We start from the raw sequence: 23708 nt of genomic DNA on the forward strand, positions 1-23708 counted from the left end.
AACCAGTGCGCCCGGACCAGGCGCACCTCAAGAAACGATGTAGGCCCCGGTGCCCGTGGACATCAGGGTGCCGTCGGGGCCGCGGAACTCCATGCGCGTGGAGGCCACGCGCGAGCCCAGGCGCAGCACCTCGGCGTGCAGGGTGAAGTACTCGCCAATGGCGGGGCGCAGGTAGTCGATGCGCAGGTCGATGGTGCCGAGCTTGGCAAAGCGCTTGAGCCGCTCCAGTGGCGGCTCGTCCATGTGGCGCGCGCCGATGGCGGCCATCACCGCCAGGCCACCCAGCGCGTCCAGGCCGGCCGCGGCGACGCCGCCGTGCAGTCGGTTGTAGCTGAAGTGGCCGATCAGCTCGCGCTTCATGTCGATGCGCGCGGTCACGGTCTCGGGCTTGAGCGAGGTGATCTTCAGGCCGAGCACGGTGTTGAAGACGATCATTTCTTCAAAGATCTTCTTCAGGCCGGTTTCAAACTCGGGCTCAAAGGCTTCGGGCAGGGGGGCGTGGGTTTTGCTCATAAGCCCCATTGTCGGGCGGCCAGGTCTTTCATGATTTCCTCGGCGCCGCCGCCAATCATCATGACCTTGACCTCGCGGTACAGGCGCTCGCTGACGGTGCCGCGCATGAAGCCCATGCCGCCGAGGATTTGCACCGCCTGGTCGGCGCAGAACTGCAGGGTCTGGGTGCTGTGGTTTTTCAACAGGCAGACCTGCGCCACCCAGTCGGCGCCCGTGTCTCTGGCATCGGCACGGGCCGCCACGGCCTCCAGCCAGGCGGCGGTGGACTGGATGCGCATCTGCATGTCGACCAGCTTGTGGCGGATCACCTGGCGCTCGACCAGGGCCGCACCAAAGGTGTGGCGCTGGCGCGCCCAGGCCAGGGCCTCGTCGAAGCAGGCTTCGCTGAAGCCCAAGGCCGCCGCCGACATGCCAAAACGCTCGGCATTGAAGTTGCCCATGATCATGCGAAAGCCCTGCCCCTCCTCGCCCAGGCAGTAGCGGGCCGGCACGCGCACGCGGTCAAAGTGCAGTTGCGCGGTGTCCGAGCAGTGCCAGCCCATTTTTTGCAGCGGCCGCCGCGTGAGGCCCGCGCTGTGGCCCGGCACCACGATCATCGAGATGCCGCCCGCGCCCTTGCTGCCGGGCTCGCCCGTGCGCACCGCGACGGTGAGCCAGTCGGCGCGCAGGCCCGAGGTGATGAAGGTCTTTTCGCCCTCGATCACGTAGTCGTCGCCGTCGCGCCGGGCCGTGCAGCGCAGCGCCGCCACGTCCGAGCCGCCACCGGGCTCGGTGATGGCCAGCGCGGCGATCTGCTCGCCACGCAGCACCGGCGGGATCACCTCTTGGCACAGCGCCGCGCTGCCATGCGCCAGCACCGGCGGCAAGCCGATGTTGTGCGACAGCAGGCTGGCCAGCACGCCGCCGCTGCCGCCATGCCGGCACAGGGCCTGCCACAGCGACAGGCGCAGCGCGTACGGCGCGGGGGTGCCGCCATGGGCCTCGGGATAGCCCAGGCCGAGCAGGCCCAGCTCGCCCGCGCGCCGGTACAGCGCGCGCGGAAACTCGCCCGCCGCATCCCAGTCGCTGACATGGGGGGCGATCTCCTCGCGAGCGAAGCGGGCCACCAGGTCGCTGAGGGCGGCCCGGTCGGCGCGCAGTTCATCGGGGTTCATCGGGATGGGGCTCATGCCACGGACTCCAAAACGGGGGCGGCTGCAGGCTGGGCCGGCGCCAGCCGCAACAGGACTTGACCCGGCGCCACCTGCTGGCCTGGCGCCACCAGCAGCTCCGCCACCTGGGCGGGGGCGCTGGCCGCGATCACATGCTCGAGCTTCATGGACTCGATCACCAGCAGCGGCTGGCCCGCCAGCAGGGCCTGACCGGGCGCCACGTCGACCCGCAGCACGCGGCCATTGAAGGGCGCACGCAGCACGCGCGCGGCCTCGCCCTCGCCGGCCCGGCGCAGCGGCTCGAAGCTGGCGTCCTCCAGCCAGCCATCGACACCAGCAAGCTGCACATGCCAGCGTCGCCCGGCCAGGGCCACGGCGCGCACGGACCACTGGCGGCCGTCCTGGCTCAGCAGCAGGCGGCCATCAGCCAGTGGCTGCAGGCCCAGCTGGAAGGGCTGGCCCTGGGGGTCGCGCCCCTGCAAAACGCCCTGCCCGGCCTCGCCCACCGACCAGCTTTGCACCTGGTCGCGGTGGCGCAGGCGCAGTGGGCGCTCCAATGGGCAAGCCAACTGCGCGGCCGGCGCACGCGCCAGCCACACCAGGGCCGGGCCGGCCGGAGCCAGGGCCTGCTGCTCGGCCGCCAACAGGCCGGCGCGCAAGGCCGGGCCGTGCTGCTGCACAAAAGGGATCAGGGCCTGGCCGGCGCGGAACTCGGGATGGTCCAGGCAGGCGGCCAGGAAGGCGCGGTTGCTCGGCAGGCCCAGCAGCTCGGTCTGGGCCAGGGCCCGCAGCAGGTGCTCGATGGCCGCCTCGCGCGTGGGGCCGTGGGCAATCAGCTTGCCCAGCAGGGGGTCGTAGTGCGGGCTGACCTCGGTGCCGGTGGCCAGGGCGTGGTCAAAGCGCAGGCCGCCCAGGCCGGCGCGCTCGAAGTGGCGCGCGCCGGGCGGCTCGCTGAAGTGCAGCAGACGCCCGGTGTGCGGGCGGAAGTGCTCGTCCTCGGCACACAGGCGCAGCTCGATGGCATGGCCTTCGAATCGGACCTGCTCCTGGCGCAGCGGCAACGGCTCACCGCGCGCCACGCGCAGCTGCCACTCGACCAGGTCCAGCCCGGTCAGGGCCTCGGTGACCGGGTGCTCGACCTGGAGCCGGGTGTTCATCTCCATCAGGTAGAAGTCGCTGCCGTCGAGCAGGAACTCCACCGTGCCCGCGCCCACATAGCCCGCTGCCCGGGCCAGGGCCACGGCGCAGTCGCCCATGCGCTGGCGCAAGGCCGCGTCCACCGCCGGGCTGGGCGCTTCTTCAATGATCTTCTGGTGCCGGCGCTGCACCGAGCAATCGCGCTCGCCCAGGTGGATGCAGTGGCCTTGCGTGTCGGCAAACACCTGCAGCTCGACATGGCGCGGCGCCAGCAAGGCGCGTTCGATCAGCAGGTCGCCACAGCCAAAACCCGCCAGCGCCTCGGAGCGCGCGCTGGCCAGCGCGGCGGCGAGCTCGGCGGGCTGGGTCACCAGGCGCATGCCGCGCCCACCACCGCCCGCCACCGCCTTGACCATCACGGGGTAGCCGATGCGCTCGGCCTCGGTGGCGAAGCGCTCGGGGCGCTGATCCTCGCCCGCGTAGCCGGGCAGGCAGGGCACACCCTGGGATTGGGCCAGCGCCTTGGCCGCCGCCTTGCTGCCCAGCGCCCGGATGGCGTCCGGCGGCGGGCCCACCCAGGCCAGCCCCGCGTCGAGCACCGCCTGGGCGAAGTCGGCGTTCTCGCTCAAGAAGCCATACCCGGGGTGCACCGCGTCGGCGCCGGTGGCGCGGGCCGCCGCCAGCAGGCGGTCGACGCGCAGGTAGCTGTCGGCCGAGCGGCTGCCGCCCAGCGCAAAGGCCTGGCCGGCCTCGCGCACATGCAGGGCCTGGGCGTCGGGCTCGGAGAACACCGCCACCGTCTCCAGGCCCAGCGCGTGGGCGCTGCGGATGATGCGGCGGGCGATCTCGCCGCGGTTGGCGATCAAGAGGCGTTTCATGGCTGACTCCAGGGCGCCGGGCGGCGCGCGGCAAAAGCGGCCAGGCCGGCTGCGGCCTCGGGCCCGCGCAGCGACTGGGCAAAGGCCTGGGCCGCCGTGTCCAGCCAGGCGTCCAAACCGGTGTCAAAGGGGTGGTTCAGCAAGCGCTTGGTGGCGGCCACCGCGGCCGGCGCGCTGGGGGCCAGGGCCTGCAGCTGCGCGGCCACAGCCGCGGACAGGTCGTCCACCACGGTGTGGACCAAGCCGTCGGCCTGGGCCTGGGGGGCGTCGACGCGCTGGCCCGACAGCAACCAGCGCCGCGCCGACGCGTCGCCCATACGGCGCTGCACAAAGGGGGCAATCTGCGCCGGCACGATGCCCAGCGTGACCTCTGGCGTGGCAAACACCGCGCGCGGCGAGGCCAGCACCCAATCGGCGCAGCAGACCAGGCCCAGGCCGCCGCCCATGGCGGGGCCATCCACCGCCGCCAGCAGGATTTGAGGCAAGGCGCACAGGTCTTGCAACAAGCGGCCAAAGCCGCGGTTCATGGGCCGCAAGGGGTCGGCCTGACCGGGGGCCAGGGGCTGGCCGATTTGTTGGGCGAAGCCGCCCAGGCTGCCGCCGGCACAGAAGCTGCCCCCCGCGCCTTGCAACACGATGGCGCGCAGGGCCAGGTCGCCCTGGGCCCGCGCGCAAGCGGCGCTCAAGGCCTCGACCAGGGCCGGGCTCAGGGCGTTGCGGCTGGCGGGGTCGTTCAGGGTCCAGTGCTCGGCCTGGCCGCTGCCCAGGGGCTGGCGGGTGATCAGCAGGGATTCACTCACGGCGGCGCTCCGTTCAGGCCTGGGGGCGCTTGGCGATGCCCAGCGTCTTGGCCAGGATGCCCAGCATGACCTCGTCGGCGCCGCCGCCGATGGAGCCCAGGCGGCCGTCGCGGTACAGGCGCGAGACCTTGTTCTCCCAGGTGAAGCCCATGCCGCCCCAGAACTGCAGGCAGCCGTCGGGGATGAGGCGGTTCAGCCGCCCGGCCTTGAGCTTGGCCATGCTGGCGAGTTCGGTCACGTCCTGGCCCTGCACATACAGCTCGCAGGCGCGGTAGGTCAGCGCGCGCAGGCTTTCCAGCTCGGTCTTCATCTCGGCCAGCTTGAACTGCACCCACTGCTGGTCGGCCAGGGTGCCGCCAAACAAGCGGCGCTCCTGGGCCCAGCCGATGGTGGCGCTCAAGCAGTTGTCCAGCGACTGCAGGCAGCTCGCGGCGGCCCACAGGCGCTCTTCCTGGAACTGCTGCATTTGGTAGATGAAGCCCTGGCCTTCGGCGCCGATGCGGTTGCGCTGCGGCACGCGCACCTCGTCAAAGTACAGCAGGCCGGTGTCGCTGCTGTTCATGCCGATCTTCTTGATCTTGCGCGCCACCTCGATGCCCTGGGTCAGCCGGCCCCGGGGCCCGTCGCGCAGCGGCACCATGACCAGGCTCTTGTTCTTGTGCACCGGGCCTTCGCCGGTGTTGACCAGCATGCACATCCAGTCCGCCTGCAGGCTGTTGGTGATCCACATCTTCTGGCCGCTGATGACGTAGTCGTCGCCGTCCCGGCGCGCCACGCTCTTGATGCCGGCCACATCGCTGCCGGCGCCAGGCTCGGACACGCCGATGCATCCCACCTGATCGCCCGCGATCGCCGGGGCCAGGAACTCGCGCCGCAGTTCGTCACTGCCAAAGCGCGCCAGCGCGGGGGTGCACATGTCGGTCTGCACGCCAATCGCCATCGGCACGCCGCCGCAGTCGATGTGGCCCAGGGTCTCGGCCATGGCCAGGCCGTAGCTGTAGTCGAGGCCGGCGCCGCCATAGGCCTCGGGCTTGGTCAGGCCCAGCAGGCCCAACTGGCCCATCTTCTTGAACACCTCGTGCGCGGGGAACATCTCGGCCTCTTCCCACGCGTCCACATGGGGGTTGATCTCAGCGTCGATGAAGCGCTTCAGGGTGTTCTGGATCTCACGGTGCTCATGGGTGAATTGCATGGTTGGTCTCCGTTTTGGTCATGAGGGATCCGGGGGCAGCGCAAGGTCTACATGCGCGCCACCCCAAACTGCAGCGGCCGCAGGCGGCGCGCCTCGGCCTCGGCGCACAGGGCCAGGCACTGGGCCAGCACGGCGCGGCTGTCGCGCGGGTCGATCACGCCGTCGTCCAGCAGCAGGCCGCTGGTGTGGAACACATCGGCCTGGGACTCGAACAGCGCCACGGTCTGATCAAACTGCGCCTGGGCGCGCACCGGGTCGGGTGCCAGGCCTTTGCGCGCCAGCGCGGCCTCGGCCACGATCTGCATGGTGCGCGCCGCCTGCGCACCGCCCATGACCGCCGTGCGCGCGTTCGGCCAGGTGAACAAAAAGCGCGGCGCATAGCCGCGCCCGCACATGCCGTAGTTGCCGGCCCCAAAACTGGCGCCGCACTGCAAGGTGATTTGCGGCACGGTGGCGTTGCTGACGGCCTGGATCATCTTGCTGCCGTGCTTGATCATGCCGCCCTGCTCGCTGTCCTTGCCCACCATGAAACCGGTGGTGTTTTGCAGGTAGATCAGGGGGTGACCCAGCTGGCACATCCATTGGATGAAGTGCGTGGCCTTGTTGGCACCGGCCACGTCGATCGGGCCGTTGTTGCTGATCAGGCCCACGGGCTGGCCCTCGATGCGGGCCTGGACGCAGACGGTGGCCGCGCCGTACAGGGGCTTGAACTGCAGCAGCTCGGAGCCATCGACCAGGCGCAGCATCAGCTCGCGCATGTCCACGGGCTGGCGCAGGTCGTCCGACATCAGGCCCAAGAGCTCGTCGGCGGGGTAGCGCGGCTCGGCAAAGGCGGCGGACGCTTCGGGCACGCCCCAACCCAACTGGGCCACCACCTCGCGCGCCAGGGCCAGCGCTTCGCGGTCGTCTTCGGCCAGGTGCTCGCCCAGACCGGAAACCTGGGTATGCATCTCGGCGCCGCCCAGTTCTTCTTCGGTGGCGATCTCGCCGGTGGCGGCCTGCAACAGCGGTGGCCCAGCCAGGAAGGCGCGCGAGCGCCCGCGCACCATGATCACCACGTCGCTCAGGCCCGGCATGTAAGCGCCGCCCGCCGTGCCCGAGCCGTGCTGCACGGTGATCACCGGGATGCCCGCCGCCGACAGCCGCGCCAGGTTGCGGAACAGGCTGCCGCCGTGGACAAAGCCCTCGACGCGGTAGCGCATCAGGTTGGCGCCCGCGCTCTCGACCAAATGCACAAAGGGCAGCTTGTTTTGCAGCGCGATCTCCTGCACGCGCAGGATCTTTTCCAGCCCCATGGGCTGGATGGCGCCGGCTTCGATGCCCGAGTCACTGGCCACCACCATGCAGCGCACGCCCGACACCCAGCCAATGCCCGCGATCATGCCGCCACCGGGCACCGAGCGCGCCAGCTCGGGCGTGTCCTGCCCATAACCCGCCAGCGTGGCCAGCGGCAGCCAGGGCCGGCCCGGGTCCAGCAGCAGGGCCACGCGCTGGCGCGGTAGCAGCTGGCCGCGCTTGTCAAACACCGCTTGCGAGCGGGCCGAGGCCGCCGCAGCCCGCTCTTCGAGCGCACGCAGCGCGACGAGGCGCTCCAACAGGGCTGACCGGGCTTGCAAGGCCTGGGGCGAGGCCGGGTTCCAGCAGGATTCAAAGTGGCTCATGGTCGTGGCGTCCGGGGCGGGGGCTTCGTCGTGGAGGGGCTCAGCCACTCATTGGGGTTCGGCAAACACCTGGGGGGTCTGGGCGCGGTGAAACCCATCGAACGGCCGCACCGCCGGGCGCTGCTGCACCTCGGCGCTGGGGCCTTGCATCGGCCAGCCCAGGCGGGCCTGGGGCCGCGCGCCATCGACGCGCAGCGTGCTGCCGCTGATGAAACTGGCCGCCGGGCTGAGCAGGAACACGATGGCAGCCGACACCTCGGCCTCGTTGCCAAAGCGGCCCAGGGGGACGGTGTGGCGCATGGCGCGCAACAGGTCGGCGGCCTCGGGCGGGTAGTGGTCCATGCCGCTGGAGGCGATGTAGCCCGGTGCCACCGCGTTCACGCGCACGCCCTGGCAGGCCCATTCGAGCGCGGCGGTCTCGGTGAAGCTGACCATGCCGGCGCGCGCCGCGCCGCTGTGGCCCATGCCGGGCATGCTGCCCCACATGTCGGCCACGATGTTGACGATGGCGCCGCCGTGCGCCGCCAGGTGCTGGCGGTAGCACTCGCGCGCCACCAGAAAGCCCCCCGTGAGGTTGGTGTGCAGCACCGCCTCCCAGCCCTTGGCCGAGATGCTTTCCAGCGGCGCCAGGTACTGGCCCCCCGCGTTGTTGACCAGGCCGTGGAGGCGGCCGTGCTCGGCCAGCAGGGTGGCGACGGCGGTGGCCACCGCGTCTTCCTGGCGGATGTCGGCCACCAGGGTGCTGGCTTGGCCGCCATCGGCTCCGATCTCGGCGCGCACGGCGGCCAGCTTGTCGGCGTTGCGCCCCAGCAAAACCACCCGGGCGCCGAGGCGCGCGAGTTCATGGGCCGCGCAGCGGCCAATCCCCGAGCCGCCGCCGGTGACCAGGACCACCTGGCCATCGAACAGGCCGGGGGCGAAGGCGGAGCGGTAAGCCGTTGACGCAGCGGGCTTCATGGGGCCTCCCGGATGAACAGGGCCAGCGCCTGTTCGGTGAGTTGATCCAGGCTCAGGCCGCGCTTGGCATCGAACCACTGCACCGACCAGTTCAGCGCACCAAAGATGAACAGGCGCGCCACCCCTGGTTCGGCCTGCAGCAGGCCTTGCGCGGCCAGCGCCTGCAGCACCGGCATCCAGGCGGCTTCGTAGGCGTCTTTGACGCGGGCAATGCCCTTGCGCTGGGGGCCGCTGAGCGAACGCCATTCGTAAAGCATCACCGGGATGAAGTCGCTGTGGGGGCCCAGCAAGATCTCGAAGTGGTGCCGCACCAGCACGCGCAGTCGCTCGCGCGGCGTGGCCTGGGCGGGCAGCAAGGCCAGGGCGTTGGCCTGGCTGTGCGCGGCCAGCACCATGCCCTCGTCCATGACGGCGTAGAGCAAGGCGCTTTTGCTTTCGAAGTGGTAGAAGGGCGAGCCGCTGTGCATGCCGGCGGCGGCGGCGATGTCGCGCGTGCTGGCGGCGTCAAAGCCCTTGGTGCGGAACAGGCGGGCCGCGCCCTCGATCAGCTTGCGGCGGCGGTTGCCGTCGTCCAGCTCGTCGGCCGTCTTGCGGGGGCGGCCGCGCGGGCGGCGGACTTCCGGGGGCGCCGGCGCCTCAGTGGCGGGTGGCGGCTCGGTGGCCACCAGGGACAGAACGGGGCCGTCTGGCGTGCGCGGCACGGCGCTGACGGGGACTTTCGGGGCGGTGCCCGGCGTGGCAGAGGGGGACGCCGCACGGCGGCTGCGTCGGACAGGTTTTTCCATGTCCGGCAGGTTAGCAAATCAATTTATTTTTAGCAAGCGATTGCTTTGCATAAATCAATCTGGCGCCAGGGGCTCTGCTTGGCGGCCAGCCGGCACAGCGGCCAGCGCCGCGGGCTCAGCCTGGGCCGGGCTCGCTGGCAGGCGCGATCCCGCCCGCCGCCGAGGCATGGCGCAGGGTCACCAGGGTTTGTTGCAACACCCGCGCGTCGGCACTGGCGCGGTGCCGGTGCAGGCGCAGCCGGGCCGCGACCTCGGCCCGGGTCTGGTCCCAGCGCGCCAGTTGGGTGTCGTTGAGCAGGCCTTGCAAATTGGCCAGCCTGAAACTGGGGCTGCGCTCGGCGGCGTCGTACAGGCGGGCGATCCAGGCGTAGTCGTGGGCCCAGCAGTCGGTGTAGACCGTCTGGCCACGCAGGCGCTGGTTCAACAACTGCGCCACGTCAGCGCAGCTGCGGCCGTGGCGCAGCAGGCTGTCGCGCGGGATGCGGTGCACCGCCGCCGCGCTGATGTCCCAATGCAGCCAGTCCGGCTCGGGCCGCACCAGGCTGCACCACGATTCGCCATCCGCCAGCACAAAGCCCACCTCAATGGGGTAACTGCCACGGCCAAAACCGGACGCCTCGATGTCGATCACCGTGGGCGCCGTGAGGCCGTTTTCTTCCAGCACTGCGTCAGCTTGCATGCTGCGCTCCTCCCTGTTGTTGGTTTGCCGGTGCATCAAAACATCGACTTGGGGGGCTGTTAGCAACTTTGGGGCCGGGTCAGGCTGGGCCAGCTCAAGGCTGGAAGCCCGACTGGCGCACCACCGGGGCCCACTGGGCCTGGAAAGCCGTCAACATGCGGCGCGTGGCCTCGGGGCCGCTGCTCACGGGTTCCATGTCCGCCGCCACAAAACGCGCCTGCAAGGCCTTGTCGGCCATGGCCTCGGCCACCGCCTGGGCGATGCGCTGGGCGCGCGCCGCTGGCAGGCTGCTGGGGGCGTAGAGCACGTTCCAGCCTTCGGCCGACAACTTGAGGCCGACGTCGCGGAAGGTGGGCACGGTGGGCAAGGAGGCGGTGCGGCGTTCGCTGGACACGGCCAGGATGCGCAGCTTGCCGGCCTTGTGCAGGGGCTCCAGCGAGTCCAGGGTGTCGACCGCGATCGGCACATGGCCGCCCATCAGGTCGTTCAGCAAGGGGGCCGAGCCCCGGTAGCCGACCACCGGCATCTTCAGGCCCAGTTGCTCGCCCAGCATCAGCACAAAAAAGTGCGGCAGGCTGCCCGTGGCGGGCACGCCAGCCGCGATTTGCGCCTGGTTGACCTGCATCCAAGCGCGCAGGTGGCTGAACTCGCGCACCGGCACACCCGCCCCCACGGCCACACCAAAGGCGTAGCGCGTGACCTGGGCCAGGGGCTGGTAATCGCGTTCAGGGTCGTAGCCGTTGTCCTTGAACACCAGGGGAGCGACCACCATGGTGGCGGGGTTGGCCAGCAAAACCTGGTTGTGGCCCGAGGTGTCGCGGTGCAGTTGCTGGGCGGCCAGGCGGCCCCCGGCGCCGACACGGTTTTCCACGATCACCGGCACACCCAGGCGCGGTGCGATGGCGTCGGACACCAGGCGGGCCGCGCGGTCGGACGAGCCCCCAGGCGGGTAAGGCACCACGATCTTCAGCGGGCCGCCTTCGAGGGCGGTCTGGGCAGCAGCGACGCCAGCCCAGGCACTGGCGCCCAGAGCACCCAGGGCCTGCCAGGCGCGGCGGCGGGATGAATCCATGGGGGCCTCAGGCGAGGCGGAATCGCCCAGCGGGCGCGGCAAATAGGAACGCATGACTACTCCGTCGAAACCAGGCCTGCAATCGACCTGAAGCCCCGACTTTAAGCGCTGCGCAAGCCCTGACTCATCAGGCTGGACCCACCCCCTGCGGCCTCACAACTCGAAGCCGGTCCACAGCAACATGCCCTCCAGCACGTCACGGACCAGGCCGGCCGGCCGGGGGTGGTGAGGCTGGGCCTGGGCGCGGTGTTCGTCGAACCAGGCTTGGAAGCGCTGCACCGCCTCGCCAGGCTGGAAGGCCAGCATCAACTCGTAGTTGAGGAACAGGCTGCGGCTGTCCAGGTTGGAGGAGCCGGCCAGGGCCAGTTCGTCGTCCACGATCACCAGCTTGGCGTGCAACATGCCCGGACAGAACCAGACCCGGCCACCGGCCTGCACCAGCAGGCGCAGAGCGCGGTTGCGCGCCAAGTCAGACAGGCCGTGGTTGGAGCGCGCTGGCAGCAGCAAATCCACCACCACCCCCCGGCGCGCCGCCAGGCACAAGGCCATCAGCAGGGCCGGGTCGGGCACGAAGTATGGGGTGACCAGGCTCAGGCTCTGGCGCGCCCGGTAGACGGCGGTGAGCAGCAAGGCATAGACCGTGTCGTCGGCCTGGTCGGGGCCGGAGGCGGCCCACTGGGCCCGCGCGGCCTGGGTGTGGCCGGGCTCGGTGGGCAAGAGGGCGGCCGGGTGGGCCTGCCCCCCCGCAAAAGCCCAGTCGTGCTCAAACAACTGGCTGGCCTGCTGCACCAGGGCGCCGCGCAGGTCGTAGCTCAGGTCGCACCAGACGGGCACCCCGGGCTGGCCCTCGAAGTACTCGGCCGCCAGGTTGCGTCCACCGCACCACAGCCGGGCCTGCGGGTGGCCGGCGTCGGCCAGCACCAGCTTGCGGTGGTTGCGCAAATTGGTGCGCCCCTTGAGCGGCGAATGCAGGGGCGGCACAAACAGCAGCAGCTCGCCGCCCGCGTCGGTGAAGCGCTGCAAGCGCGGGCGGCCCGCCATCAGGCTGCCCAGGCCGTCAAGCAGCAGGCGCACGCGGACGCCGGCGCGCGCCTGGACGCACAGGGCGTCAATCACCTCGGTGCCCAGCAGGTCGTCTTTCAGGATGAAGGTGGCGATCTCGATGCGGTGCCGGGCCTGGGCGATGGCGGCGAGCAAAGCCTCGCGGGCCGCGCGCCCGTCGGCGTGCAGGTTCAGGTCACGGTAGGTGGCGGGCGCCGGCTGGCCCAGCGCGCACAGGGTGCGGGTCACCCAGTGGCCATCCCCGGGCGCGGCCAGGGCGTGGGGCACGGCGTGCAGACCCGGGCGCTTGCGCTTGCGCGAGCCAAAGCTCAGGTAGGCCGGCAAGGCCACATACGGCATCAGCAGGATGAAGAACACCCAGGCGATGGCGGCCGCGGGTTGGCGGCGCTGGCGCGCCACATGGGAGGTGATGATGTAGACCAGCAGCGCCAGCACCGTGACCAAGCCGTGCAGGGTCCACCAGTCAAAAGGGGTCAGCGTGAACAGCATGGCCTGCAGTATGGCCCAGGGCTCTGACCGCTCATCCCCCCTACATCAAGCAGTAGTCGACCGGCTGCAAAGGGGCGGGCAAGTCGGTCTCGCCCAGGGCTTCGAGCAGCTGGATGTCGATGTGCCGGCACAGCGCGTCCAGCGGCAAGTCGTTGGGCAGCAGGCCGAAGGGCTCTTCGATTTCATCGCCCAGCGCATCCAGGCCAAAGAAGGTGTAGGCCACCACGGCCACGACCACCGGGGTCATGAAGCCCAGGGTGTCGACCAGACCAAAAGGCAGCAAGAAACAGTAGACGTAGGCCGTGCGGTGCAGCAGCAAGGTGTAGGAAAAGGGCACCGGTGTGCTCTTGATGCGCTCGCAAGACGCCGCCGCGGCCGTCATGGCCGACAAGGTGTTGTCGATCTGCACCACCATCTGCGCGTCCACCTGGCCCGCGCGCTGGCAGGCCGCCAGGTCGGCGCCCATGCGCATCATCAAGGCCTGGGGCAGGTTCCGGCTGGAGGCAACGGCAGCCCACTCGCCCGCGGGCAGCGCGGCCTGGACCGGGGCGGTGTCGCGGGTGTCGCGCAGCAGCAGGCGCAGCGCGTGGCAAAACGCGCCGGCGCGCCGCACCATGGCCTGGCGCAGGTCGGGCTGGCTGGGGGGCGGTGGCCCGATGTGGCACAGGCACTGGCGCGCCAGGTTGCGGCTGCGCAGCACCAATTCGCCCCAGAGCTTGCGCGCCTCCCAGTAGCGGTCATATGCGGCGGTGTTGCGAAAGCCCAAAAAGATCGCCAGCGGCAGGCCGATCAAGGTGAAGGGGATCGCCGTCAGCGTGATCTTGGTGTGGAACAGCGCGCCGTGGCTGAGCGTGACCACCGTGGCCAGCGCGATGTTGATCAGCAGCAGGCGGCTGATGCGCGGCATGATGGAGCCGCGCATCAAAAGGAACAGCTGCAGCCCGTTGGGGCGGTCGCGCACGATCATGGCTTGGCTCCGCTTGGCCCGGCCCGGCGGGCGGACTTCACATGTGGCCGGTTTCGAGGAAGCGGGTGTGCCAACTCAAGGCCTCGCTCAGCAGGTGGGGCGTGTGCAGGCCCGGGGCGCCGCGCGCAGCACGGTCGATGTAGTCCTGCAACTGGGGCCGGAAGCTGGGGTGGGCGCAGCGCTCGACGATCAGCTTGGCGCGCTGCGTCGGGGCCAGGCCGCGCAGGTCGGCCAGGCCTTGTTCGGTGACGATGACCTGCACATCGTGCTCGGTGTGGTCCACATGCGAGACCATGGGCACGATGCACGAGATGGCCCCGCCCTTGGCCACCGAGGGCGTCACAAAGAAAGACAGGTAGCCGTTGCGCGCAAAGTCGCCCGAGCCGCCAATGCCGTTCATGATGCTCGAGCCCATGATGTGGGTGGAGTTGACGTTGCCGTAGAGATCGGCCTCGATCATCGCGTTCATCGCGATCACGCCCAGGCGGCGCACCAGCTCGGGGTGGTTGCTGATCTCCTGCGGGCGCAACACGATGCGTTGGCGGTAGAAGTCGATGTTGGCATTGAACTCAGCCGTGGCCGCCGGGCTCAGTGACAGCGCGGTGGCCGAGGCAAAGCTCAGCTTGCCCGAGCGCAGCATCTCGAGCATGCCGTCCTGCAGCACCTCGGTGAAAGCGGTCAGGTTCTCGAACGGCCCTTGGTTGAGCCCGCTGAGCACGGCATTGGCCACATTGCCCACGCCCGACTGCAGGGGCAGCAACTCGGGCGGCAGGCGGCCCGCCTTCACCTCGTGCTGCAGGAATTCCATGATGTGGCCGGCAATTTGTTCGGACACGGCGTCCGGCGCGGCAAACACCGAGTTGCGGTCGGCCTGGCTGGTGCGGACCACGGCCACCACCTTCTTGGGGTCGCAGCGCAGGTAGGGCTCGCCAATGCGGTCGCCGGTGTGCAGCATCGGGATGGGCTTGCGGTGCGGCGGGATCTCGGTGCCGTAGTAGATGTCGTGCATGCCCTCGAGGCCAGCGCTTTGCAGCTCATTGACTTCGATGATGATTTTGTCGGCCTGGTCCAGCCAGGTCTTGTTGTTGCCCACCGAGGTGGATGGCACGAGGCGCCCGTCGGGCAGGATGGCCACCACCTCGACCACCGCCACGTCAAGCTTGCCCAAGAAGCCAAACCAGGCGAACTGCGCCACATGGGACAGGTGCATGTCGGTGTAGTGCATCTTGCCGGCGTTGATCAGCGCACGGCAGGTCGGGTCGGACTGGTAGGGCAGGCGCATCTCGATGCCATCGGCCTTGGCCAAGGCGCCGTCCAGCTCTGGGGCGGTGGACGCGCCGGTCCACAAGCCAATGCGTGCCGAGGTGTCGCCCGCCGCGTGCAGCGCAGCCAGCCGGTCGGCCAGGGCCTGGGGCACGGCCTTGGGGTAGCCCGCACCGGTGAAACCACTCATGCCCACGTTCGCCCCCACCGGGATCAGGGCGGCGGCCTCGGCGGCGCTCATCACCTTGGCCAAAAGTTCGGGGCTGCGGATGCGGTCGGTCGGGCTCATGCGCTCAGGTCTCCTATCAGGGGGTGGGCGCCTGGGATGGCGCCAGCGGCCAAAAGTCTAGCAGCAGATCGTGACAAATCAGGGTTTACCCAAGTATTTTTTGGAACACCATTCCATTTTTCAAATGACCCTGTGATGCGCTGGGCGGGCTTCACCGAGGCTTGACCGGCGCACCGCACAATGTGTCCACCGCCTCGGCCGCCCCCGGCCCTCCAACCCCTTGAGACCATGTCCTCAACCCTGACCTCTGCCCTGCCCCGCGCCCGCTGGCGCGCCCTGGCCGCTGCCGCCCTGCTGCTGGGCGCGGGCGCCTTGAGCCACGCGGCGCCTGCCACGGCCCCCAGCGCGCCGCTGCAAACCGTGGCCCGCCTGGACCTGCCGCGCTACCTGGGCACTTGGTACGAAATCGCCAAGTACCCCAACCGCTTCCAACAAAAATGCGTGGCCGACACCCGCGCCGACTACCAGCTGCGGCCCGACGGCCAGGTGCGCGTGCTCAACCAATGCCGACGCGCCGACGGCAGCGTGGACAGCGCCGAGGGCGCGGCCCGCCTGGTGGGCGGCACCGACTCGCCCCGCCTGCAGGTGCGCTTTGCCCCGGTCTGGCTGGGCTGGTTGAGCGCCGTCTGGGGCGATTATTGGGTGATCGACCTGGACCCGGCCTACCAATTGGTGGCCGTGAGCGAGCCGCAACGTGAATTTTTGTGGGTGCTGTCGCGCCAGCCCCAGGTCGACCCGCAGGCCTACCAGGCCTTGCTGCAACGCCTGAGCGCCCAAGGCTTTGACCTGGACCGGCTGCAACTGAGCCCCCAAAGCAGCGCCCAGCCCGCGGCCAGCGCCAAACCCTGAAGCGAACCGCGCGCGCCGCCTCAGGCCAGCGCGGCCTCGGGCGCCTGATTGACCGGCAGGCGGTCCAACCAGGCCTCGACCTGGAGCGGGTCATTGACCGTGCGCAGGCTTTGGTAGGCCTCTTCGGCCTCGGGGTGGTTGCGGCGCAGGTAATTGAGCCACTGCTTGAGCCGGCCCGGGCGCGAGCGCGGCTCGATGTGCGACTGGTTGAGCTGCCAGAAGTACAGCAGCAGGCGCTGCACGTCCGCCCAATCAGGCACCCGCCCCGCCGCCACGCCCTGGTCGGCCAGGATGGCCAGCGCCAGACCGGGCTGGGCCACCATGCCGCGCCCCAGCATCAGGTCCTGGCAGCCGGACTCGGCGCGGCAGCGGCGCGCATCGGCCACCGACCAGACCTCGCCGTTGGCCACCACCGGGATGCGGACCACCGCGCGCACGTCGGCAATGCGGTCCCAATAAGCGGGCGGCTTGTAACCCTGGGCCTTGGTGCGGCCATGCACCACCAGCTCGTCGGCCCCGGCCTCGGCGATGGCGCGGGCACAGTCCTCGGCCAGTTGGTCGTCGTTGAAACCCAGTCGCATCTTGGCCGACACCGGCATGGACGCCGGCACCGCGCGGCGCACCGCCGACACGATGCGGTGCAGCAGCTCCGGCTCTTGCAGCAAGGCGGCGCCGCCGCCGTGGCGGTTCACCACCTTGGCCGGGCAACCGAAGTTGAGGTCGATGCCCGCCGGCCCCAGCGAGGCCAGGCGCGCCGCGTTGTCGGCCAGGCAGGCCGGGTCCGAGCCCAGCAGCTGCGCGCGCACCGGCACCCCGGCGGGCGTGCGGCCACCATGGCGCAGCTCGGGCACGATGCGGAAGAAGGCGCGCTCGGGCAGCACGGCGTCGGTGACGCGGATGAATTCCGACACACAGCGGTCAATGCCCCCCACCCGGGTCAGCACGTCGCGCAGCACGAAATCCAGCAGGCCCTCCATGGGCGCCAACAAAATGGCCATTGAAAAATTACCGGGGTGAGGTGAGAGACGAAAGGCGTGATTCTCGCCGATGCGCCCCCCGCCCGCCGGGGGCTGCCCCGCCCCCGCAGGCCGGTTTGCGACAATAGCGACTTGGGCCGCACTCGCGGCCGCCAGCCACCAACCGGGTCTTGAATGTCCAGCTCCCCCTCCCCCGCCGCCCCCGGCCCCCAGACCCCAGCGCTTGATGGCGACGCCACGCCCGCGGCTGCGACGCCCTCGGTGACGCCTCCCGCATCGCCCACGGCCTCGAACTTTGGCGCGCTCGGCCTGCTGCCAGCCCTGGCCCAGGCGGCCCTGACCCACGGCTATGACCAGCCCTCGCCGGTGCAGGCTTTGGCCATTCCCCAGGTGCTGGCCGGCCACGACCTGCGCGTGTGCGCCCAAACCGGCTCCGGCAAAACCGCCGCCTACGCCCTGCCCCTGCTGCAAAAGCTGTTGCCCGCCCTGGAGGCCCCGCGTGCGGCGCGCGAACGCCGCGCCACGCGGGTGCTGATCCTGGTGCCCACGCGCGAGCTGGCCCAGCAAGTGGGTGAGTTCATCTACCTCTTGGCGCGCCGCTGCGCCGACCCACTGCGCCTGGCCGTGCTCTACGGCGGCGTCTCCATCAACCCACAGATGCTGGCCCTGCGCGGCGGCGCCGAGGTGGTGGTGGCCACGCCGGGCCGGCTGCTCGACCTGGTGGAGCAGCGCGCCCTGCAACTCGACCAGGTGGCCCACCTGGTGTTGGACGAGGCCGACCGCCTGCTGGACCTGGGCTTTGCCGAAGAACTGCAACGCGTGCTGGCCCTGCTGCCCACGCAGCGCCAGAACCTGCTGTTCTCGGCCACCTTCCCAGCGGCGCTGGACGCGCTGATCGCCGGCCTGCTGCACGAGCCCATCCACATCGAGCTGAGCACCACCGAGCAGGCCGCGCCCGACATCGTGCAGCGCGCCATCGCGGTGGACGAGTCGCGCCGCACCCAGCTGCTGCGCCACCTGATCGAGACCGAGGGCTGGACCCAGGTGCTGGTGTTCGTGGCCACGCGCTACGCCACCGAAGCCGTGGCCCTGAAGCTGCAGCGCGCCGGCCTGCATGCCGCTTCGCTGCACGGCGAGCTGAGCCAGGGTAAGCGCAGCGAGGTGTTGCAGGCCTTCAAGGACCGCAGCGCCCGCGTGCTGGTGACCACCGACCTGGCTGCGCGCGGCATCGACATCGTGCGCCTGCCCGTGGTCGTCAATTACGACCTGCCGCGCGCCGCCGCCGACTACACCCACCGCATTGGCCGCACCGGGCGTGCCGGCGCCTCGGGCCTGGCGGTGAGCTTTGTCACGGCCGCGCAGGAGTCGCACTTCCGCCTGATCGAAAAGCGCCAGCAGCAGCGCGTGCCGCGCGAGCAACTGGCCGGCTTTGAGCCCAGCGAGGTCGCCACGCCCGAGCAGGCCACGGGCGGCATCAAGGGCGCGCGCAAGAGCAAGAAGGACAAGCTGCGCGAAGCCGCCGCTTTGGCAGCCGCGCGCGCGGGCCAGTCCTGAACCGCCCTGAGCGAGCCCGACCCATGACCCACCCCACCGAGCTGCCGTTCTCCCCCGCCGCCGAGCGCAACCAGGGCCCCATCCTGGCCCAGTTGCAGGCGCTGCTGCCGCCCCAGGGCCAGGCGCTGGAGATCGCCAGCGGCACCGGCCAGCACGCGCTGCACTTCAGTGCCGGCCTGCCCGGCTGGCACTGGCAAATGAGCGACCCCGACCCCAGCGCCCTGGCCACCTTGCAGGCGCGCCGCGCGCTGGCCGAGCCCGCTTTGCAAGCCCGCCTGGGCGCGCCGCTGGCACTCGATGTGCACCAGGCCGACTGGCTACCCGCCGGCCACCGCGTGGACCTGGTGTTTTGCGCCAACATGCTGCACATCGCGCCCTGGTCCAGCTGCGCGGCCTTGATGCAAGGCGCTGCGCGCGTGCTGCGCGATGGGGGCCAGCTGATCACCTACGGCCCCTACCTGTTTGCAGACCTGCCCACCGCGCCCAGCAACCTGGCGTTTGACGCCGACCTGAAGGCGCGCAACCCGGCCTGGGGCCTGCGCGCGCTCGACGCGGTGCAGGCCGAAGCCCAGCGCGCCGGCCTGCGCCTGCAGGCGCGCCACGCCCTGCCCGCCAACAACTGGCTGCTGGTGTGGGGGCACGGCAACGCCCAGGTTTAAGGGGACGGCGCCTCAGCCCTCGAACTGGGGGTTGAGCTGGCGGATGCGGTTCATGGCCATGGCGGCCGCTGCGGTGCGCGTCTCCACGCCGAGCTTGGCGAACACGCGCTCCAGGTGCTTCTTGATGGTGGCCGGGCTGGCGCCGAGGATGTCGCCAATGTCGCGGTTGATCTTGCCCTTGACCACCCAGTACAGCACCTCGGCCTCGCGCGCCGTGAGCTTGAACGAAAAGCTCATGGCCTCGATGACGGCCTCGTCCGACACCTCCTGCATGACGATCAACCAGTCGCCGCCGCCCTCGCTGTCGCCCGTTTGCTGGTGCAGGCGGAAGGTGATGCGGCGCGAACCCTGGTCAAAGCTCAGGCGCGGCGGCTCGATGGCCGCCTGGGCCTCGGCCAGGTGGCGGCGCAACCAGTCCACCACCGGCTCGGGCGTGACCGGGGCGCTGGTGCCGAAGTAGCGCTGCAACAGGTCGCGCGCCAAGGCGGTCTGCCACATCAGGCGCCCGTCGCTGACGCGCACCGTGATGCTGGCGTAGCCAAAGGCGTCCAGCGCATTGCGGGCCTGGCCCGCCTGACGCGCCTCTTGCCGGGCCCGGCGCGCGCCCTGCAAGTGCACGTTCATGCGCGCCAACACCTCTTTGGGCTTGATGGGCTTGGTCACATAGTCCACGCCGCCGCTTTCCAGCGCCGCCACCAGGTGCTCGGTCTCGGTCAGGCCGGTCATGAAGATGATGGGGATGGGCGCGGTGCGCGGGTCGGCCTTGAGGCGGCGCGCCACCTCGAAGCCGTCCATGCCGGGCATCATGGCGTCCAGCAGCACCACGTCGGGCAGGGCTTGTTGGGCGCGCTGCAAAGCAGCCTCGCCCGAGGTGGCCACCAGCACCGTGTAGCCCGATTCGTCCAGCGCGTCGTGCAGCACGGCCAGGTTGTCGGGCACGTCGTCCACCACCAGCACCACATCGCTATTGGCACGGTCCAGGGTCTGGTCGAGGGGGGTGGGGGTCATGGGCGATGGGGCTCGGTCGGGGACTGCGATTGTCGCGCGATCTCTTCGGCCAGGCGCTCGAACTGGAACTGCCGCGCCATCAGGCGCCAGGCCTCGACCCAAGCGGTGCAGGCGGGCTCGTGCCGTTCGATGTCGGCCAGGCCATTCATCACGCCCCGGTAATAGCCCAGGTTGACCGCCTCCAGCAGTGTTTTGAGGCGCGCCGCCGAGGGCCATTGGGGCTTGGTGGGGGCCTCGCTGCCGGGCAGGAATTCACGGGCCAAGGCCGGCACCTCGTCCGCGCCGGCGGACAAGGTGGCCGCGACGGTGGCCGAGCGCTCGGGCACGCGGGGCTCCGCGGCTTCGGCGCTGCCTCGCTGCCAGACCAGGCTCAGACGGCGCTCCAGCCAGTCCAGCAGCTCGGTGTGGCGCACGGGCTTGACCAGGAAGTCTTCGCTGGCAATGCCCACGTCGTTGTCCAGGCCCTTGTCAAAGGCATTGGCCGACACGATCGCCACCCGCGCCTCGGTGTGGCCGGCGGCACGCAGGCGGCGCACCGTCTCCCAGCCGTCGATGCCGGGCATGGCCAGGTCCATGAAGACCGCGTCGGGCTGGTAGCCGGCGGCCAGCAGGTCCAGCGCGTCGTGGCCGCTGGCGGCGGTGCGCAGTTCAAAGCCCAAGGGCTGCAGCAGCTGAACCAGCAGCTCGCGGTCGGGTTCCTCGTTGTCGACCACCAGCAGGCGCCGGCGCCGGCCTTCGTAGCCGCTGCGCGGCGCGTGCGCCGGGGCCTGGGCGCTGGGGCCGGCCACGGTGTGGGCGGGCACCTCGGGCAGGAACAGACGCACACGGAACACCGAGCCCTGGCCGGGGGTGCTGTCCACCGTCAGCTCGCCGCCCATGAGGTCGGTCAGCATCTTGGCGATCGTCAGGCCCAGGCCAGCGCCGCCCGAGCCCGCGCTGGCGGTGTTGCCGCGCGCAAAGGGCTCGAAGATCTGCTGCAGCTCGGCGGCGCTCATGCCGGGGCCGGTGTCTTCGATTTCCAGCGTGGCCATTTCACGCTGGTGCCGCACCCGAAAACTCACCTGCCCCCGGCTGGTGAACTTGATGGCATTGCCCAGCAGGTTGATGAGGATCTGGCGCAGGCGCTTTTCGTCGGCGCGCACGGCCTCGGGCAACTCGCCCCGGGCCTCGAACTGGAAGCGCAGGCCCTTGGCCGCGGCCTGCAGGTCAAACAGGGCCGCCACGTCGTTGACGCAGTCGGCAAAACGCATGGGCCGCACTTCGAGGGTCATCTTGCCGGACTCGATGCGGGCGATGTCCAGCGTGCCCTCGATCAGGCCCAGCAGGTGCTCGCCGCCGCGCCGGATCACGTTCACCGCTTGCTTGCGGTGCGGTGGCACCCCCGCGTCTTCGCCCATCAGCTGGGCATAGCCCAGGATGCTGTTGAGCGGGGTGCGCAGCTCGTGGCTGATGGCGCTGATGTAACGGCTCTTGGCCTGGTTGGCCTGGTCGGCCTGCTGGCGGGCCCGCTCGGCCACCTGTCGCGCGGTCTGCAAGGCCTCGTCGGTCTGGCGGTGCAGCTCGATCTCGCGCATCAGCAAACGGGTCTGGCGGTTCGACTCTTCCTGGGCCACCTGGCGGCTCTTGTGCGCCAGCACCAGCCACCAGGCCACGATGCCGGCGATCACCAGCATGGCCATGTAGGCCTTCAAAAAGCCCGAGCGCAGCGCGCCCTGGCCCAGCGACAGGCCGGGCACCAGCTCGCTCAAGGTGCGCAGCTCCTGGTGGTAGAGCAGGCCAAACACCGTGGCCAGCACCGGCACGATGATCAGGGCCAGCAGCAAGAAGTGGCTCAGCCCGGTGTCCAGGTAGGGCCAGATGCCGCGCGGCAGCACCCAGCGCAGCGCCGAGGACCACTGCGTGGACAGGCTGGCGTGGGGTTTGCACAGGTCGCCGCAGCGCGCATCCAGGGTGCAGCACAGCGAGCAAATGGGGCCTCGGTAGGCCGGGCAATGCGCCATGTCGGGGGATTCGTACTCGCGCTCGCAGATCACGCAGCGGCGCAGGCTGCTGCCCAGGTAGGCGCCGTTGCCGCTGGCCCCGTCGGGCACGGTGTCGGGCTCAGGCTGGCGCGCGATGTAGTAGCGCCCGCCCGTGGCCCAGGCCAGCAGCGGGGAAGTGACCAGGGCCGTGCCCAGCGCGATCAAGGCCGAAAACGCCTGCGCGGTCGGCCCGAACAGCCCCAGGTGGGACGAGATGGACAGGGCCGAGGCCAGGGCCATGGCGCCCACCCCCACCGGGTTGATGTCGTACAGGTGGGCGCGCTTGAACTCGATGCCCGGCGGCGACAGGCCCAGCGGCTTGTTGATCACCAGGTCGGCCACCACCGTCATCATCCAGGCGATGGCGATGTTGGAGTACAGGCCCAGCACATCGCCCAGGGCCTCGAACACATTCATCTCCATCAGCATGAAGGCGATCAAGGTGTTGAACACCACCCACACCACCCGCCCCGGGTGGCTGTGCGTGACGCGCGAGAAGAAGTTGGACCAGGCCAGCGAGCCCGCATAGGCATTGGTCACGTTGATCTTCAACTGGGACAGCACGACGAAGATGGCCGTGGCCGCCACCGCCCAGCCGTAGTTCGGAAACACGTACTCGTAGGCCGCCAGGTACATCTGGTTGGGGTCGACCGCGCGGTCGGGCGGCACCATGTGGGTGATGGCCAGGTAGGCCAGCGAGGCGCCGCCCAGCATCTTGGCCACCCCCACCAGCACCCAGCCCGGGCCGCCAGCCAGCACGCCGGCCCACCAGCGCCAGCGCCGTGCCGGGTCGGGCCGGGGCATGAAGCGCAGGTAATCGGCCTGCTCGCCCATCTGGGTGATCAAGGCGATGCCCACCGTCGAGGCAGCACCAAACAAGTGCAAATCAAAGCCCACATGGCCACCCGATTCACCACCGTAGTGCGTGATGCCAGCAAACGCACCAGGATCGCGCAGCAGCACAAAGGCATAGGGCACGACCAGCATCAGCAGCCACAAAGGCTGGGTCCAGACCTGCAGCCGGCTGATCACCGACACCCCATGGGTCACCAGCGGGATCACCACCAAAGCACAAATCAGGTAGCCCCAGGAGGGTGGAATGCCCAGCGCCAGCTCCAGCGCGTAGGCCATGACAGCGGCCTCGAGCGCAAAAAAGATGAAGGTGAAGGACGCGTAGATCAGCGAGGTCAGGGTCGAGCCGATGTAGCCAAACCCAGCGCCCCGGGTCAGCAAATCCATGTCCACCCCGTAGCGCGCGGCGTACACGCTGATGGGCAGCCCGGCCAGGAAGATCACCAGCCCGGTCGCCAAAATGGCCCAAAACGCGTTCAAAAACCCGTATTGCACCAGCAAGGTGGCGCCCACCGCCTCCAGGATCAGGAAGGACGCCGCGCCAAACGCGGTGTTGGCGACCCGGAACACCGACCAGCGCCGAAAGCGCTGCGGCGCAAAACGCAGGGCGTAATCCTCCAGGGTCTCGCTGGCCACCCAGCTGTTGTAGTCACGCCGGATCTTGACCACCTGCTGGGGCGCGGCCTCGGCGGGCGCGCCCACCCCGTCCCCTTCAGGGGCGGCGGCAACGATGGGGGGAATGGCCCTCATGGGTGGTGAGCTCCGTGGCTGCAAACAAACAGGGGCGCCCAGGTGGTGGCGCACGGCGCCACGGACACGGTGGCATCGCACCGCTTCGGTGCAGCATTCGTGCCAAAACGCGCCAGGGGCGCCACGATGCCCTGCAAAAGCCC

At 70.1% G+C, this 23708-nt stretch carries 19 protein-coding genes; 3 read left to right on the plus strand and 16 right to left on the minus strand.

The window, feature by feature from the left end:
- Positions 1-27: 27 nt before the first annotated feature.
- The 13 genes from PSQ39_RS00600 to PSQ39_RS00660 form a co-directional block, all read right to left on the minus strand.
- Entirely contained in the window at positions 28-513 is a 486-nt protein-coding gene (locus PSQ39_RS00600; protein ID WP_273924658.1) for a thioesterase family protein, read from the minus strand.
- Positions 510-1682: an acyl-CoA dehydrogenase family protein gene (locus tag PSQ39_RS00605; RefSeq protein ID WP_409241966.1), complete on the minus strand. Its 1173-nt coding sequence runs from the start codon at positions 1680-1682 to the stop codon at positions 510-512. Before PSQ39_RS00605 ends, PSQ39_RS00600 begins: the two co-directional genes overlap by 4 nt.
- Positions 1679-3679 (minus strand): acetyl/propionyl/methylcrotonyl-CoA carboxylase subunit alpha, encoded by a 2001-nt coding sequence (locus PSQ39_RS00610; protein ID WP_273924659.1) that lies wholly within the window; start codon positions 3677-3679, stop codon positions 1679-1681. The genes PSQ39_RS00605 and PSQ39_RS00610 overlap by 4 nt, the downstream gene beginning before the upstream one ends.
- A complete protein-coding gene (locus tag PSQ39_RS00615) occupies positions 3676-4479 on the minus strand; it encodes an enoyl-CoA hydratase/isomerase family protein (protein ID WP_273924660.1) in 804 nt (267 codons plus the stop codon). Before PSQ39_RS00615 ends, PSQ39_RS00610 begins: the two co-directional genes overlap by 4 nt.
- 13 nt (positions 4480-4492) lie before the next feature.
- Positions 4493-5671 (minus strand): acyl-CoA dehydrogenase family protein, encoded by a 1179-nt coding sequence (locus tag PSQ39_RS00620; RefSeq protein ID WP_273924661.1) that lies wholly within the window; start codon positions 5669-5671, stop codon positions 4493-4495.
- A 47-nt stretch (positions 5672-5718) separates the two neighbouring features.
- Complete coding sequence (locus tag PSQ39_RS00625) at positions 5719-7332, minus strand: acyl-CoA carboxylase subunit beta (protein ID WP_273925590.1); 1614 nt, start codon at positions 7330-7332, stop codon at positions 5719-5721.
- Positions 7333-7380: 48 nt separating this feature from the next.
- Positions 7381-8289: an SDR family oxidoreductase gene (locus tag PSQ39_RS00630; protein ID WP_273924662.1), complete on the minus strand. Its 909-nt coding sequence runs from the start codon at positions 8287-8289 to the stop codon at positions 7381-7383.
- The gene (locus PSQ39_RS00635; RefSeq protein ID WP_273924663.1) at positions 8286-9074 is read right to left on the minus strand and encodes a TetR/AcrR family transcriptional regulator; all 789 of its coding nucleotides are present in this window, start codon (positions 9072-9074) and stop codon (positions 8286-8288) included. Before PSQ39_RS00635 ends, PSQ39_RS00630 begins: the two co-directional genes overlap by 4 nt.
- Positions 9075-9189: 115 nt before the next feature.
- A complete protein-coding gene (locus PSQ39_RS00640; RefSeq protein WP_273924664.1) occupies positions 9190-9753 on the minus strand; it encodes a 3'-5' exonuclease in 564 nt (187 codons plus the stop codon).
- A gap of 94 nt (positions 9754-9847) precedes the next feature.
- A complete protein-coding gene (locus tag PSQ39_RS00645) occupies positions 9848-10825 on the minus strand; it encodes a tripartite tricarboxylate transporter substrate-binding protein (protein WP_273925591.1) in 978 nt (325 codons plus the stop codon).
- A 153-nt stretch (positions 10826-10978) separates the two neighbouring features.
- Positions 10979-12376, minus strand: coding sequence for a phospholipase D-like domain-containing protein (locus PSQ39_RS00650; RefSeq protein WP_273924665.1), 1398 nt, complete (start codon positions 12374-12376; stop codon positions 10979-10981).
- A gap of 40 nt (positions 12377-12416) precedes the next feature.
- A complete protein-coding gene (locus PSQ39_RS00655; protein ID WP_273924666.1) occupies positions 12417-13343 on the minus strand; it encodes a bestrophin family protein in 927 nt (308 codons plus the stop codon).
- A gap of 37 nt (positions 13344-13380) precedes the next feature.
- On the minus strand, positions 13381-14895 hold the full coding sequence (locus PSQ39_RS00660; RefSeq protein WP_273924667.1) for an acetyl-CoA hydrolase/transferase family protein: 1515 nt from the start codon (positions 14893-14895) through the stop codon (positions 13381-13383).
- Between the two features lie 228 nt (positions 14896-15123).
- On the opposite strand from PSQ39_RS00660, the gene PSQ39_RS00665 reads away from it, so the two are divergent.
- Complete coding sequence (locus PSQ39_RS00665) at positions 15124-15744, plus strand: lipocalin family protein (protein ID WP_273924668.1); 621 nt, start codon at positions 15124-15126, stop codon at positions 15742-15744.
- A gap of 20 nt (positions 15745-15764) precedes the next feature.
- On the opposite strand, the gene PSQ39_RS00670 is transcribed toward PSQ39_RS00665, so the two are convergent.
- Complete coding sequence (locus PSQ39_RS00670) at positions 15765-16742, minus strand: tRNA dihydrouridine synthase (protein WP_273924669.1); 978 nt, start codon at positions 16740-16742, stop codon at positions 15765-15767.
- Positions 16743-16895: 153 nt separating this feature from the next.
- On the opposite strand from PSQ39_RS00670, the gene PSQ39_RS00675 reads away from it, so the two are divergent.
- Both PSQ39_RS00675 and PSQ39_RS00680 read left to right on the plus strand, forming a co-directional pair.
- Positions 16896-18275 (plus strand): DEAD/DEAH box helicase, encoded by a 1380-nt coding sequence (locus tag PSQ39_RS00675; RefSeq protein WP_273924670.1) that lies wholly within the window; start codon positions 16896-16898, stop codon positions 18273-18275.
- A 23-nt stretch (positions 18276-18298) separates the two neighbouring features.
- Positions 18299-18934 carry a DUF938 domain-containing protein gene (locus PSQ39_RS00680; protein ID WP_273924671.1) on the plus strand — a complete coding sequence of 212 codons (636 nt, stop codon included), beginning with the start codon at positions 18299-18301 and terminating at the stop codon, positions 18932-18934.
- Between the two features lie 12 nt (positions 18935-18946).
- Here PSQ39_RS00680 and PSQ39_RS00685 read toward each other — a convergent pair whose 3' ends face one another.
- Positions 18947-19942: a response regulator transcription factor gene (locus PSQ39_RS00685; RefSeq protein WP_273924672.1), complete on the minus strand. Its 996-nt coding sequence runs from the start codon at positions 19940-19942 to the stop codon at positions 18947-18949.
- The gene (locus tag PSQ39_RS00690) at positions 19939-23565 is read right to left on the minus strand and encodes an ATP-binding protein (protein ID WP_273924673.1); all 3627 of its coding nucleotides are present in this window, start codon (positions 23563-23565) and stop codon (positions 19939-19941) included. The genes PSQ39_RS00685 and PSQ39_RS00690 overlap by 4 nt, the downstream gene beginning before the upstream one ends.
- Positions 23566-23708: the final 143 nt, after the last annotated feature.

The sequence above is a fragment of the Curvibacter microcysteis genome (assembly GCF_028649455.1).
Classification (GTDB): Bacteria; Pseudomonadota; Gammaproteobacteria; order Burkholderiales; family Burkholderiaceae_C; genus Curvibacter; species Curvibacter microcysteis.